At 66.6% G+C, this 13,452-nt stretch carries 11 protein-coding genes; 4 read left to right on the forward strand and 7 right to left on the reverse strand.

Translation table 11 applies throughout. The features are described from left to right. Positions 1-5: 5 nt before the first annotated feature. Positions 6-833: an urease accessory protein UreD gene (locus P1K30_RS04290; protein WP_275631428.1), complete on the reverse strand. Its 828-nt coding sequence runs from the start codon at positions 831-833 to the stop codon at positions 6-8. A 210-nt stretch (positions 834-1,043) separates the two neighbouring features. Here P1K30_RS04290 and pyrC point away from each other — a divergent pair, with 210 nt between their 5' ends. From pyrC to P1K30_RS04305, 3 genes are all read left to right on the forward strand, one after another. Further along, positions 1,044-2,078, forward strand: coding sequence for a dihydroorotase (gene pyrC / locus P1K30_RS04295; protein ID WP_275631429.1), 1,035 nt, complete (start codon positions 1,044-1,046; stop codon positions 2,076-2,078). 30 nt (positions 2,079-2,108) lie between these two features. Next, entirely contained in the window at positions 2,109-2,783 is a 675-nt protein-coding gene (locus P1K30_RS04300; protein WP_275631430.1) for an orotate phosphoribosyltransferase, read from the forward strand. 242 nt (positions 2,784-3,025) lie between these two features. Next, entirely contained in the window at positions 3,026-4,531 is a 1,506-nt protein-coding gene (locus P1K30_RS04305; RefSeq protein WP_275631431.1) for a replicative DNA helicase, read from the forward strand. Between the two features lie 81 nt (positions 4,532-4,612). Here the strand turns inward: P1K30_RS04305 and P1K30_RS04310 are convergent, their stop codons facing one another. The 5 genes from P1K30_RS04310 to P1K30_RS04330 all read right to left on the reverse strand — a co-directional run bounded on the left by P1K30_RS04310 (position 4,613) and on the right by P1K30_RS04330 (position 11,329). Continuing rightward, positions 4,613-6,247 (reverse strand): FAD-dependent oxidoreductase, encoded by a 1,635-nt coding sequence (locus P1K30_RS04310; RefSeq protein WP_275631432.1) that lies wholly within the window; start codon positions 6,245-6,247, stop codon positions 4,613-4,615. Between the two features lie 53 nt (positions 6,248-6,300). Then, positions 6,301-7,113 carry an IclR family transcriptional regulator gene (locus P1K30_RS04315; RefSeq protein ID WP_275631433.1) on the reverse strand — a complete coding sequence of 271 codons (813 nt, stop codon included), beginning with the start codon at positions 7,111-7,113 and terminating at the stop codon, positions 6,301-6,303. After that, entirely contained in the window at positions 7,113-9,008 is a 1,896-nt protein-coding gene (locus P1K30_RS04320; protein WP_275631434.1) for a TRAP transporter permease, read from the reverse strand. Before P1K30_RS04320 ends, P1K30_RS04315 begins: the two co-directional genes overlap by 1 nt. Positions 9,009-9,065: 57 nt before the next feature. Next, entirely contained in the window at positions 9,066-10,016 is a 951-nt protein-coding gene (locus P1K30_RS04325; protein WP_275631435.1) for a TAXI family TRAP transporter solute-binding subunit, read from the reverse strand. A 110-nt stretch (positions 10,017-10,126) separates the two neighbouring features. Further along, complete coding sequence (locus P1K30_RS04330) at positions 10,127-11,329, reverse strand: FAD-dependent monooxygenase (RefSeq protein ID WP_275631436.1); 1,203 nt, start codon at positions 11,327-11,329, stop codon at positions 10,127-10,129. A 79-nt stretch (positions 11,330-11,408) separates the two neighbouring features. Here P1K30_RS04330 and P1K30_RS04335 point away from each other — a divergent pair, with 79 nt between their 5' ends. After that, positions 11,409-12,179 carry an IclR family transcriptional regulator gene (locus P1K30_RS04335; protein ID WP_275631437.1) on the forward strand — a complete coding sequence of 257 codons (771 nt, stop codon included), beginning with the start codon at positions 11,409-11,411 and terminating at the stop codon, positions 12,177-12,179. 44 nt (positions 12,180-12,223) lie between these two features. Here P1K30_RS04335 and P1K30_RS04340 read toward each other — a convergent pair whose 3' ends face one another. Then, positions 12,224-13,369 (reverse strand): DUF475 domain-containing protein, encoded by a 1,146-nt coding sequence (locus P1K30_RS04340; protein ID WP_275631438.1) that lies wholly within the window; start codon positions 13,367-13,369, stop codon positions 12,224-12,226. Positions 13,370-13,452 lie beyond the last annotated feature (83 nt).

The following is a 13,452-nucleotide window of genomic DNA, read 5'->3' on the forward strand; positions in this document are numbered from 1 at the left end:
CTCCGTCAAATCTGCCAGACGCGGGGCAAGGGCCCCGGTCTCAGGGTCATAAGCACCTGCGCCACCAACCGGCGCAGGGGAAATCCGTCATGGGCCAGCGCGCGCACAACGCACTTGCCGTCCCAGCCGCTGGCGGCGGCCTCGACGCCGTCGGCGTCCAGCACAGCGCGCACCCGGTCCAGCGCATCCTCGGCCCCCGGCGCGACAAGCGCAACCGTCGCCATCGCCCGCGCACCGCCCAGCACGCCCGGCGCATGGCCCCGCGCCAGCGCGGCGTCGGTCAGGCGCAGCGGTTCCAGCAGCACCGGCACGCCGTCGCGCGTCACCTCGCGCCGGTCGGTCACGTCCAGCGTCGTCAGGGTCTCGCCCATCGCCGCGCGGCCCAGCACCAGCGTTTCGACCGTCAGGCAGGCGGCGTCACGGTCCAGCGCGATGCGGGTCCGGCGGTGTAGGGCCGAGCGTTCGAAAAGGATCGTCTCTTGCGGCAGCCAGTCGACGTGGGCCCCCGCGCCCGCGCGGATATCGACATCCAGCGTCGCGTGACCGGCCGACGCGGCATAGGCGCGCTCGGCGGTCTGGGTCGTCGCCGTCACCCGGCACCCTGCCCCCACCTCAAGCGAGAACCGCATGTCGTCGCCGCCGGTCAGCCCGCCCGCGGTGTTCAGGAACACCACCTCGGGGGTTTCGGAATGCACGCGCGGCAGCATCGCCTTGGCCGAGCCGGACTGATGCAGGTCCTTCAGCCGCGCCCTGCCCTTGCCCATGACAAAGGACACCGTCGCCCGGCCTTTGGCGCGCTGCATCTGCGGTGCGGAAAGTGTTTCGTCGTACATCCGGCGTTCTGTCTTTGGCTTCGAAGGCTTAGGCGGCGGCGTCACCGCCCGCAATCGCCCCCCGCGCGCCCCGACACCTTGCCGGGCCCACCCGGTGGAGCGGGCTGATTTCAGACGCAGATTGCCCAAACCCGGAGCGGTTTGTGAAGCCCTGCCGTGAAGGCGTGTTTCGGATGGCGCAACCTGTGGCTTTGCGCTATGGCCTCGCGCATGACCGAAAGCCTGACGATCCGCCGCCCCGACGACTGGCACCTGCACCTGCGCGATGGCGCGATGCTGGAGGGCGTGCTGCCCGAAACCGCCCGTCATTTCGCCCGTGCCATCATCATGCCGAACCTCGTGCCCCCGGTGGTCACGGGGGACGATGCCGCCGCCTACCGCGACCGCATCCTTGCCGGCCTGCCCGACGGCATGAAGTTCGAGCCGTTGATGACGCTGTATCTGACCGAGGCGACCGATCCCGCGGACGTGGTCGCGGCCGCGAAAAGCGGGCTGATCAAGGCGGTCAAGCTGTACCCGGCCGGGGCCACGACGAATTCCGCCAGCGGCGTGACGGACTTCGACAAGGTGCGCGGCGTGCTGGAAGCGATGGCCGAGATCGGTCTGCCGCTGTGCACCCACGGCGAGGTCACGACGCCCGAGATCGACATCTTCGACCGCGAGGCGGTGTTCATCGACCGCGTGCTGGACCCGATCCGCAAGTCCACCCCCGGCCTGCGCGTGGTGATGGAGCACATCACCACCAAGAACGGCGTCGACTACGTCAAATCGCAGGACGACATGGGCGCGACGATCACGACGCACCACCTTGTCATCAACCGCAACCACATCCTCGTGGGCGGGATCAAGCCGCACTATTACTGCCTTCCGGTGGCCAAGCGCGAAGAACATCGCGTGGCGCTGGTCGAGGCGGCCACCAGCGGCAAGGGCCCGTTCTTCCTTGGCACCGACAGCGCGCCGCACATCGACGCGCTGAAGGAACACGCCTGCGGCTGCGCGGGCTGCTTCACCGCGACCAACACCCTGTCGGTGCTGGCCGAAGTGTTCGAGAAAGCGGACGCGCTGGACCAGCTAGAGGCGTTCACCTCGCTGAACGGCCCCGCATTCTACGGCCTGCCGGTGAACGACGCCACGGTGACGCTGACCAAGGGCGATGCCGTGAACTATCCCGCCAAGATCGAAACCGGCGCAGGGCCGGTGACCGTGTTCGACCCCGGTTTCCCGCTGCACTGGTCCGTCGCGTAATACCCTGATCTTCAAGAAAGGCCGCCTCCGATGATCCCCACCTCGTTCCCCTCCAAGGAGGAAATCGCCCGTCTGTCAGCGCAAATGCTGCTGGAGATCGGCGCGGTGGATTTCAACGCGCGCGAGCCGTTCACCTATGCGTCCGGCCTCAAGGGGCCGACCTATGTCGATTGCCGCAAGATCATCTCTTACCCGCGGGTGCGCGCCACCCTGATGGACTTTCTTGCAGTCACCGTGATGCGCGAGGCCGGGTTCGAGGCGTTCGACAACGTCGCGGGCGGCGAGACGGCGGGCATCCCCTTCGGCGCGATGGTCGCCGAGCGGCTTGGCCTGCCGATGACCTACGTGCGCAAGAAGCCCAAGGGCTACGGCCGCAACGCGCGGATCGAAGGCGTGATGACCGAGGGCCAGCGCGTGCTGCTGGTCGAGGACCTGACCACCGACGGCGGCAGCAAGCTGTCCTTCGTCGATGCGATCCGCGACACCGGCGCCACCTGCGCGCACACGGCGGTGATCTTCTACTATGGCATCTTCTCGGAAACGATGCAGACGCTGGGCGACCACGGCATCACGCTGCACAGCCTGTGCACCTGGTGGGACGTGCTGGCCCACGCCCGGCAGGTCGAAGCCTTCGACAAAGAGACCCTGTCCGAGGTCGAAGCCTTCCTGACCCAGCCCCGCAAGTGGCAGGCCGCGAACAAGTAATCACAGCCCGGCGGACGTCCGCCGGCGTGTCTGTGGACGGGCTGTGAAAAGATCCTCCACAGAATCGGGTTGATGGTCTATATGTGGGTACAACGCGGGCGGGTCTTGCCAGATCTGGAATCACGCGACCTCTGAGGCAGCAAGGCGGCGGGTTACCAACCGGGTTATCCCCGCATTTTTCCAGATAGGACGGACCGTCCGGCTGGGCTATGAGAGCCGAACCGACGGGACAGAGGTGAGGAATGAACGAGATAACTGCCATCCGGCAGACGGAGAACGAGTCCGACAACGGCACCGAGCAGGCCGAGGCTCTTCCGCACAACATCGAGGCCGAGCAGCAGCTTCTGGGCGCGATCCTGACGAACAACGAATCGTTCGACAAGGTCAGCTCGATCGTGAAGCCGCAGCATTTCTACGACCCCGTGCACCAGCGCATCTTCGAGGTCGCCGCCGCGCGCATCGCCAAGAACGCGCTGGCCTCGCCGGTAACGCTGAAGGCGTTTCTTGAAGACGACGAGGGCCTGAAGGAACTGGGCGGCGGCGCGTATCTCGTGCGTCTGGCCGGTGCCGCGATCTCGACCTTCGCGGTGCGCGACTATGCCCAGATGATCTACGACCTCGCCATCCGGCGCGAACTGATCCGGCTGGGTCAGGACATCGCGGCCAAGGCGAAGAAGGTCGACGTGGCGTCCGAGCCGCGCGAACAGATCACCGAGGCGGAACAGTCGCTGTATTCGCTTGCCGAACAGGGTCAGGCCGAACGCGGGTTCCAGTCGTTCCTGCGCGCCGTCACCGACGCCGTGAACGTGGCCAACGCGGCCTACCAACGCGAAGGCGGGCTGGCCGGTGTGTCGACCGGCCTGATCGACATGGACAAGAAGCTGGGCGGCCTGCACAAGTCCGACCTTCTGATCCTTGCCGGTCGTCCCTCGATGGGGAAAACCTCGCTGGCGACCAACATCGCGTTCAACGTGGCCAAGGCGTACAAGAAGGGCCTGCTGCCGGACGGCAGCGAGGGCACCATCGACGGCGGTGTCGTCGGGTTCTTCTCGCTCGAAATGTCGGCCGAACAGCTGGCCGCCCGTATTCTTGCCGAAGCGTCGGAAATCTCGTCGCACCAGATCCGGCAGGGTGACATGACCGAGGGCGAATTCCGCCGCTTCGTCGAGGCTGCCAAGTCGCTGGAAGCCTGCCCGCTGTACATCGACGACACGCCCGCCATCCCGATCAGCCAGCTTGCGGCGCGCTGCCGCCGGTTGAAGCGGACGCACGGGCTGGACGTGATCATCGTCGACTACCTGCAGCTTGTGCGCGGTCAGTCCGACAACCGGGTGCAGGAGATCGCGGAAATCTCGATGGGTCTCAAGGCCATCGCCAAGGAACTGAACGTCCCGGTCATCGCCCTGTCGCAGCTGTCGCGTCAGGTCGAAAGCCGCGAGGACAAGCGCCCGCAGCTGTCGGACCTTCGGGAATCGGGCTCGATCGAGCAGGACGCCGACGTCGTGATGTTCGTGTTCCGCGAAGAATACTACGTCGAACGCGAAAAGCCGTCCGACGACAAGCTGGAAGAGATGGCCGCGTGGCAGGAACGCATGAGCCGCTTGCACGCCAAGGCCGAGGTGATCATCGGCAAACAGCGTCACGGCCCCATCGGCACCGTGGAACTAAGCTTCGAGGCGCAGTTCACCCGCTTTGGCAACCTCGTGAAGCCGTGGCAGGACGGAAACGGCCACGGCGACGACTACTGACGGCAAGAAACGAGCAGACGACAACGGGGAGCCTTCGGGCTCCCCGTTTTTATGGCCGGTTGGCTACGTTGGGTGCCTGGGTCAGGACGCGGCGCGCCTCAGGCCCTGCGCTTCGGCTGGCGCCGCAGCGCCACAGCTTGTGGCAAGCGCATCCGTGGCCGTCGCAAGATCGGCGCTGTCGCCCACCCACGACACAAAGCAGTCGGGCCGCACCAGCACCAGCGCCGCACCGTAGTCGCGCGCCTGCCCTTCGGGGTCGGCCGTCATCACCTGCAACGGAATGCCCGCCTGTGCCGCCGCCGTGCGGAACGCGTCGGCATCGGCCTCGCGCCCCAGCGCGATCAGGCTGAACCCGCCGTCTTGCAGGTCGAACAGCGTCTTGCCGTCCGACAACTCGCGGGGGGCAAGGTGGAAGCCGGGCCGTGCCTCGAAGCTGTGCGGGAACACCGCGTCGGCGGTGCCGTCCCGCGCGCCGTCAACAACCGGCGAGCCGCGATAGTTCGGCTGGAACGCGTCGACATCCGCCGAGGCATTCGATCCCCGCCCGTTCCATGCCTCTTCAAAGGCCGCAAGGTCGGTGTCCGGGTTGTAGGCCGCAAGAAAGTCGCGGTCGGTCTCGATCGCCTTCTCGATATAGTCCTTGGCCGTCGACCAGAACACCGGACGGCGTTCAAGGTCGTACGAGGCCAGCAACTCCGGCCCCGCCCAGCCGTCGTGAACGGCGGCCAGCTTCCAGCCCAGATTGCGCGCGTCCTCGAAGCCGGTGTTGATGCCATAGCCGCCATAGGGCGGATGGTTGTGCGCGGCGTCGCCCGCGATGAACACCCTGCCCCGGCCATAGCTTTCCGCGATCGCCACGCGGCAATCCCAGAAGCCGCGATGGCGGATTTCCATGTCGATGGGCTCTCCCACCGCCTTTTGCACGTAGTCGTGGAAGTCGAAAGTCTCGGGGTCGGCATCCGCCGGGATCGGCGCGTGAAAGAAGAACTCGCCCTCCAGATCGACGCGGCCGAAGAACAGCCAATAGCCTTTCAGGTCCGGGTGCAGCACGTTCAGGAACGACTTGCCGGGATGCTTTTCCATCAGCCGCTGATGCAGCTTGTCGGACTGGAACACCAAAAGCACCATCGTGCGGTCGTGGTCGAACACGGTCTGCCCCAGCTTCGCGGCCTCGCGGACAACCGAGCGGCTGCCGTCGGCGCCGACGCACCACGCGGCGCGGAAGCTGTCGGTGCCGCCGTCCTCGCGGCGGCGGGCGGTGACGGTGACACCGCTGTCGTCCTCGGTCACATCCTCGGCCTCGTACCCGGCCAGCAGGCGAATGTTCGGCAGGTCCGCCGCGCGGGCGCGCAGCACGGCCTCGGTCTGGTACTGCGGCAGGCGTTCGTTGTCGGCGGCATAGAAATCACGGACGAGTTCGCGCTTCAGCCAGTCATAGTGGTACTTGCCCAGCAGCGTGCCATAGGCGGTCATCCCGCCGATCCCGAAGGATGCGGGCACCGTCTTGGCGGCGCGCAGTTCGTCCTCGGCGTTCCACGCACGGAAGTGTTCCATCGTGCGCTGGGTCAGGTTCTGGCCCTTGGGGATCAGCTGAGGGCTGGGGTATTTCTCAAGAACCAGAACGCGCATCCCGCGCTGCGCGAGGTCGATGGCCAGCCCCATGCCGACCGGCCCGCCGCCGACCACGATTACGTCCTGATGCTCTGCGCGTTCCACTGGAATCCTCCCCGCGTTATCCGTGCACCCTTTATGCCTGCGGGGTCCGCAACTTACAAGTTATCTCGCAATGTGAGATTTGACCACTTCGCGATTTCCGCGTCCCCGGACACCGTCCGCATCGCCAGCCGCGCACTGATGTCGGCGGCGCCGTCAAGGACGCGGTCCGCCAGCCGCGCGCGGATGTCGGCGTCGGTGTCGGTTTCGCGCAACGTCAGGCACAGGGCCCCGACGGGACTGCGCGCCTGATCGAACACGGGGGCGGCGGTGCCGACGACGCCGGGAGTGACTTCTCCAAACGCCATCGAATAACCGTCGCGCCGCACCTGCCGCATCGCGCCGTGTACGGTCTCGGCGGTGTCGCCCAGCCCCAGAGCCTGCCATTCGGGCAAGTGCGTCTCGATGATCGACAGCGCCTGCGGCTTGGGAAGGAAGGCAAGGATCGCGCGGGCAATCGCGCCGCGCCCCATCGGCATCGGGCGACCGCGCGGATAGCTCGACAGCGGTTCGGGCTGATGGTTGACCGCGTCTACGCACAGCATCCGGTCCCCGTACCAGCGCACCAGAAGCGCGGTGCCGGGAAACGTCACGGCCAGATCCTCGAGCACCGGGTGCGTCGCAAGGATCAGCGGATCGGACAGGCGCAGAAGATAGTCCATCTCGACGATCTTCGGCCCCAGCGTGTAGCCCGCGTGCGGGTGCGACGCCAGCAGCCCCGCCTCGGACAGGGTCTTGAGATAGCGGTACAGTGTCGGGCGGGCATAGCCCAGCCGCTCCATCATCGCTTCGGGCGTCCACTCCAGCCGGTCTTCCGTAAACAGTTGCAGGACCGACAAAAGACGCTCGAGGCTGGAGGCAGGTTTCATCAGGGCTCCGTTTGGGAATTGCGCATCTGGAAGGGAAGCAGAAGTGTTGCCGCTCCGGCCAGAATTGCAACCACATTGACCACGTGCCCCAGCCCGGCGATCTCGATCGGCAGAATCGCAACCAGTGCGCACGCCATCAGGAAGATCCGCATCGGCATCGACAACGGACGCCGCAGGTAGCCGAAGATCGCCCCGGTGGCGAAATAGACCCCGGCCAGCGCGCCAGCGGCCTGCCACACGACCGTGATCGTGTCGGCCTGCATCACCAGCCCCGGCTCGAACACCATGACGAACGGGATGAGGTAGGCGACCCAGCCGATCCGCACGGCGGTGAAGCCGGTTTTCATCCAGTCCGCCCCGGCCATTGAAGCGGCGGTGAAGCTGGCCAGCGCCACCGGCGGCGTGATCATCGACAGCATCCCGAAGTACAGCAGGAACATGTGCGCCGCGATCGGGTTGATGCCCGCCTGCGTCAGCGCCGGGCCGATCAGGCTGGCCAGCAGAACATAGACGCCCACCGTCGGCATCCCCATACCCAGCACCACGCTGACGCCGCCCGCAAGCAGCAACAGCAGGAACAGGCTGCCCTCGGCCATCGACACCAGCGACAGCGTCAGCGAGAACGACAGGCCCGACAGGTTCAGCACGCCGATCACGATGCCAGCGGCCGCCGAGATCACTACGATCTCGATCATCGCGACACCGGCGCGGGGCAGCGAGAAGGCCAGTTCCGGGATCGTCGCGCGCTTGCCGCGATACGGCAGGATCAGCGCCAGCACCGCCAGCAGCGCGGCCGCCGCCAGCGCCGCCATCTCGGGCCGCCAGTTCAGCACGAACAGCCCGCCGATCAGCACCACGAAGGGCGCGACGAACTGCCAGCCGTCTTTCAGGACATGCAGCAGCGGCCGGATCTCGACATCCTCGGGCAGACGCAGGCCGGTCGCGGCGGCGTGGTTGTCGACGTAGAAAAAGATCGCAAGGTAGAACAGCGCCGAGGGGATGATCGCCGCCAGCACCACCGTGCCATAGGGGATCTGCAAGAACTCGGCCATCAGGAAGGCCGCCGCGCCCATGATCGGCGGCGCAAGCTGCCCGCCGGTCGAGGCCAGCGCCTCGATCGAGGCTGCGAGGTGCGGCTTGTAGCCCGCGCGCCGCATCAGCGGCAGCGTCACCACGCCCGACGCCGCGACGTTCGCGACCGCGCTGCCGGACACGCTGCCGAACAGGAAAGACGACACCACGGCGATCTTCGCGGCACCGCCGCGCGTGCGGCCCACCAAGGACAGCGCGAGGTCGTTGAAAAACTCGCCCCCGCCCGACCGGGTCAGCACCTGCCCCATCAGCACGAAGGTCATCACCACGACAGAGGTCACCATCAGCGGCAGACCCATCATGCCGTTCGTGTCCATCGCGACATAGATCGCCAGCCGGTCCCACTGGATCTGTCGCGACATGCCGAAGGGCAACAGGTGCCCGAACAAACCGTACAGGATGAACACCCCGACGATGATCGTCAGCCCCGGCCCGGTCATGCGCCGCACGGCTTCGACGGCCAGCCCCGCCAGCACCAGCGCCACGACCAAGCCATCCAGCGGCTTGTAGACCAATTCGTTCACCAGAACCGGATAGGTCCAAGCGACATATCCGGCCGCAACCAGCGCGACAGCCGCCAGCAGCGGGTCGAGGACCGCAAGCGCCCCCCGAAAGCGCGGCGCGATCAGGAAGGCCATCGCCAGCCCAAGGCCAAGCACGGCGGCAAGGTACTGTTCCGTGTACAGCGCGACGCCAAGCTGGCGCGGCACGTCCAGCGCGAACGCCACCGCGCACAGCATCATCACGCCGCCAAGGATATGCGCAGCCGTCCGCAGCGCCGGAGAAGTCGGGGTATCAGTCATCTGCAAGCTCCGAGCGAAACAGGGCGGAGACCGAAGCACCCGCCCGATGTCCGCGGATCAGTTGTCGCCAAGCGCGGCGACGGCACCCGGGTGATAGGGCACGTCGATGTCGACGATCATGTCGTCCGGATCCATGCCCCGGAAGCCGCCGAAGGACTCGGCCAGCACGTCGGCGTTGTCGCGCAGGATGGTGACGATTTCGCCGACCGTCTCGTCCGGCACATGCGCGCCGACAACCAGCATGTAGTCATAGGCCATCACCGGCATCGCCTCGTCCACGCCGGTGCGGTTGTCGGCGGGCTCGATGGTCGTGACATAGGCCTGCGGCACGATCTCTTGCAGGCGGGCGACGGACGCCTCGTCGTCGGGGACCGGAACGAAGTGCAGGCCGCCCACGGCGGCGTCGGTCTCGGTCACCTTGCCGGACCCGATGGCGAAGAACGCACCGTCGGCGCGGCCAGCGGCGAAATCCTCGGCGCCACGCACCACGTTCGGCACCATGACCGGGGTCACGTCGGCTTCGCTCAGTTCAGCCGAGGCAAGGATCGCATCCACCACGCGGTTGATCGTCACCTGGCTGGTGTAGCCATAGGTGACCGACTTGCCCGCAAGGTCAGCGATGGTCTCGATCCCGCTGTCGTCGCGCACGAACACGCCGACATGGAACGGGTACAGCCGCGCGGCGGGCGCAATGTTGGCCAGCTGCTTGCCCTCAAACACGCCGGTGCCGGTCATCGCCTCGGCGACCTCGATCGCGTTGGCGATGCCCAGATCCAGCTCTCCCATGTCGATCAGCGGCAGATAGGCGCTGGTGCCCGCAGAGGGCTGGACCAGCGCGTTCACGCCGTTGTCGGCCAGCACCTTGGCGATGGCAGAGCCCATCGAATAGCCGCTGGTGCCCTGCCCCATCGTGCCAATGCCGAGGGTCTGCGCCTGCGCGCCGCCAGCCAGCGCGCCCGCAAGCGAACCGGCAACGAGAATCCCCGCAAGGGTCGATTTCAATGTCATGTCGTTCCTCCCAATCATCGCTCCGGTCCGGCTGTAGGATGCCCACCGCGAAGCGTTAACATGCACCTGTGTCCCACATTATGAGATTTTGCGCAATCCCGACCGCGCGACTATTCTGCGGGCTCGCCCGCGGCGATGCCGGTCGCGTCATAGTCGAACAGCCAGTCGTACCGCTGGCGGACCTTCTCGGGCGCCCACTGGGTTTCGACATAGGCCACGGCCTGTTCGGGATCGTTCAAAGCGGCGTTGTGAAACCGGCCCGTGTTCTCTGACGCGCCGTTCACGATGGCGGTGGTCCGGTCGATCCGAAGCCTTTCATACCGCTGCAACGCCTGCCCCGGCGCGTCGGGCGCGGCGGCAAGGCAGTCCGCCAGCACATAGCCATCCTCGATCGCCATCACCGCGCCCTGCGCAAGGAACGGCAGCGTCGGGTGGCACGCGTCGCCCAGCAGGCTGACGCGGCCGCGCGTCCACTCGGGCAGCGGATCGCGCTGAACCAGCGCCCAACGCATCGGCTTGTCGAGCGCCGCGATCATCTCGTGGATCACCGGGTGCCAGCCCGGGAAATCGGCCTGCGCCTCGGACACGGTCCCGGCGTCGGTCCACGACTCGCTGCGCCATTCGGCGTTCTCAACGACCCCGACAAAGTTCAGGATCTCGCCGCCCCGCAGCGGATAGGTGATGACATGGCCGCCGGGGCCGACCCAGTTGGTGCCGACCGGGCGGCGCAGCTCCTTTGGCAGACGGTCCATCGGCGCCAAACCCCGCCACGCCATCAGGCCGGTGAACCGCGCCTTGGGAGAGCCGAACAGCGTGTCGCGGATCGCAGAGTGCACGCCATCCGCGCCGATCAGCACGCCCCCCCGCGCCTCGCCCTTCGACGTGTGCAGCGTCACGCCGTCCGCGTCCTGACTAACGCCGGTGGCGCGGTGGTCCAGCCGGATGGAATCCGGGTCGTTCCCCCGGACCGCACGCGCCAGCGCCATGTGCAAATCGCCCCGGTGCATCATCCAGTAGGGTGCGCCAAACCGGCGCACCGAATCCGCTCCGAGATCGAACAGCGGCCACGTCTGCCCGGTATTCCACATGCGGACCTCCTTGCCCGCCGCCTCGCACAGCGTCGGCTGCAACGCGGGCTCCAGCCCCAGCGCCTGCAAGACGCGCGTTCCGTTGGCCGAGATCTGAACACCCGCCCCGAGCGGCAGCAGGTCTGGCGCCTGCTCGTAGACCTCGACAGCAACGCCTTTGCGCTGCAATGCCAGCGCGGCAACAAGACCGCCGATCCCGGCGCCTGCAATCAGGACTTTCACCATGCTTCCCCCCTTGGTTTCGTATTTGATATAATCTGCTTGCACATTATACAATCGCAACAACACACGGACAGGAGACCCCATGCCCGACGGCACCGACACGCAAAGGCGCGGCATTCAATCGGTCGAGGTGGGGTTCCGCCTGCTTCAGGCGCTGGCCGACAGCCGGGGCCGCCTGCCGCTGAAAGACCTTGCGGCAGCGGCGGACATGCCGCCCAGCAAGGCGCATCTGTACCTTGCCAGCTACATGCGGCTGGGGCTGGTCCGGCAGGATCCGGTGACGGCGCGCTATGCGCTGGGACCGGCCGCGATCCGGATCGGGGTGGCCGCGATCAACCAGACCGACGTGATCGACATCCTGCGCCGCCACGTCGACGACACCGCCGCCGCGGCCGGCACGTCGATCAGCCTGTCGGTCTGGGCCAACAAGGGGCCGACCATCGTCTACCGCCACGACGGCGCGCAGCCGGTGCCGATCTCGATCCGGCTGGGGTTCGTGTTGCCGATGCTGACAACCTCGACCGGGCGGGTCTTTCTGGCGCACCTGCCGGAACCCGCATGGGCGGACATCGTCACCGCCGAGGAAGACATCGCCCCCGGCACGCTGAACCGCGTGCGCGAAACCCTGCCCGGCATCCGCGAACAGGGCTACGCTGTCACCGAAAGCCGGATGCACGAAGGGTTTTTCGGGGTGTCGGCGCCGGTGTTCGATAGCGGCGGCGCGCTGGCCGCTGCCGTGACGGCGCTGGGTCTGAGTGCGCGGCTGGACCTGTCGCCGGACGGCCCGGTCGCACCCGCGATCACCGCACTGGCACGGCAGGTTTCGGAAGAACTGGGCGGCACGCGCCCCTAAGCGAAGACGGGACCGGCACCACTGCTGCGCCGGTCCCGATCAGATCAGTGCGCGGGCGCGGGCTCTGGCGCCGATTCCTCGGCCAACGGCGTCTCTGACGCCTCGGCCTGTTCCTTGCGGTTGAAGCGGATCGACGACCACAGGGCCACGCCGATCATCGCCGCGCCGCCAAGGCCGGTGATGACTTCGGGGATGTGGACCTGCGACTGCGCGAACATGATGATCGACAACGTGAAGATCGCGTAGAACGCCCCGTGTTCCAGGAACCGGTATTCCGCCAGCGTCCCGTTCTCGACCAGCATGATGGTCATCGACCGCACGTACATCGCGCCGATGCCAAGGCCGATGGCGATGACGAACAGGTTCTGGCTGAGCGCGAACGCCCCGATCACCCCGTCGAAGCTGAACGACGCATCCAGTACCTCGAGATACAGAAACGCACCAAGCCCGCCCCGCACCGCGGTGTTCTGCGCCTCTTGCGTGCTGTCCAGCAGGCCGCCCAGCACCTCGACCAGCAGGAAGGTCAGCAGACCCCAGATCGCGGCGCTGAAGAACACGTTGCGTTCCTCCCCGTCCAGCAGGCTGGAAAAGCCCATCACGAACAGCAGCGCGATGGCCACCTCGACGCCCCGGATGGTCGCGTATTTTGTCATGCGGGTTTCCAGCCAGCGCACCCAATGCACGTCCTTTTCATGGTCGAAGAAGAACGACAGGCCGACCATCATCAGGAAGGTGCCGCCAAAGGCCGCGATAGGCAGATGCGCCTCGTGCATGATGCGGGCGTATTCCTCGGGCTGACCGGCGGCCAGTACGATGGCCTGCCACGGGCCGATCTTCGCGGCGATCACCACGATCAGCAGCGGGAAGATGATCCGCATCCCGAACACGGCGATCAGGATGCCCCATGTCAGGAACCGGCGCTGCCACTCGGGCCGCATGGTTTTCAGCTTGTTGGCGTTGACGATGGCGTTGTCGAAGGACAACGAGATTTCCAGCACCGCCAGAACGGCGCAGATGAAAAGGATCGAGCCCATCCCGGCCACGGTGCCGGTGGTCTGCCAGCCAAGAAAGGCGCCAAGCGCAAGGCCGGCGACGGTGACCACGAAGGCCCATTTGAGGTACGAAAACATCGAGCGTTGCCCCGCAGCGCCTGCTGCGGTCGTGCCCTGCGGGCGATTTCCCTGTGTCATGCGAAGGTTTATCCAGGCGGCTGGAACAAAACTGGTGCCGACATCACGAAAGCGCCGCCACTTCCGCCAGAGGGGCCCGGTCA

Source organism: Psychromarinibacter halotolerans, assembly GCF_029168315.1.
Classification (GTDB): Bacteria; Pseudomonadota; Alphaproteobacteria; order Rhodobacterales; family Rhodobacteraceae; genus Psychromarinibacter; species Psychromarinibacter halotolerans.

Excerpts from the sequence above, each read along its gene's own strand:
- P1K30_RS04305 (WP_275631431.1), top strand. The coding sequence starts at position 3,026 with ATGAACGAGATAACTGCCATCCGGCAGACGGAGAACGAGTCCGACAAC.
- P1K30_RS04315 (WP_275631433.1), bottom strand. The coding sequence starts at position 7,113 with ATGAAACCTGCCTCCAGCCTCGAGCGTCTTTTGTCGGTCCTGCAACTG.
- P1K30_RS04300 (WP_275631430.1), top strand. The coding sequence starts at position 2,109 with ATGATCCCCACCTCGTTCCCCTCCAAGGAGGAAATCGCCCGTCTGTCA.
- pyrC (WP_275631429.1), top strand. The coding sequence starts at position 1,044 with ATGACCGAAAGCCTGACGATCCGCCGCCCCGACGACTGGCACCTGCAC.
- P1K30_RS04340 (WP_275631438.1), bottom strand. The coding sequence starts at position 13,369 with ATGACACAGGGAAATCGCCCGCAGGGCACGACCGCAGCAGGCGCTGCG.
- P1K30_RS04320 (WP_275631434.1), bottom strand. The coding sequence starts at position 9,008 with ATGACTGATACCCCGACTTCTCCGGCGCTGCGGACGGCTGCGCATATC.
- P1K30_RS04325 (WP_275631435.1), bottom strand. The coding sequence starts at position 10,016 with ATGACATTGAAATCGACCCTTGCGGGGATTCTCGTTGCCGGTTCGCTT.
- P1K30_RS04330 (WP_275631436.1), bottom strand. The coding sequence starts at position 11,329 with ATGGTGAAAGTCCTGATTGCAGGCGCCGGGATCGGCGGTCTTGTTGCC.
- P1K30_RS04335 (WP_275631437.1), top strand. The coding sequence starts at position 11,409 with ATGCCCGACGGCACCGACACGCAAAGGCGCGGCATTCAATCGGTCGAG.
- P1K30_RS04290 (WP_275631428.1), bottom strand. The coding sequence starts at position 833 with ATGTACGACGAAACACTTTCCGCACCGCAGATGCAGCGCGCCAAAGGC.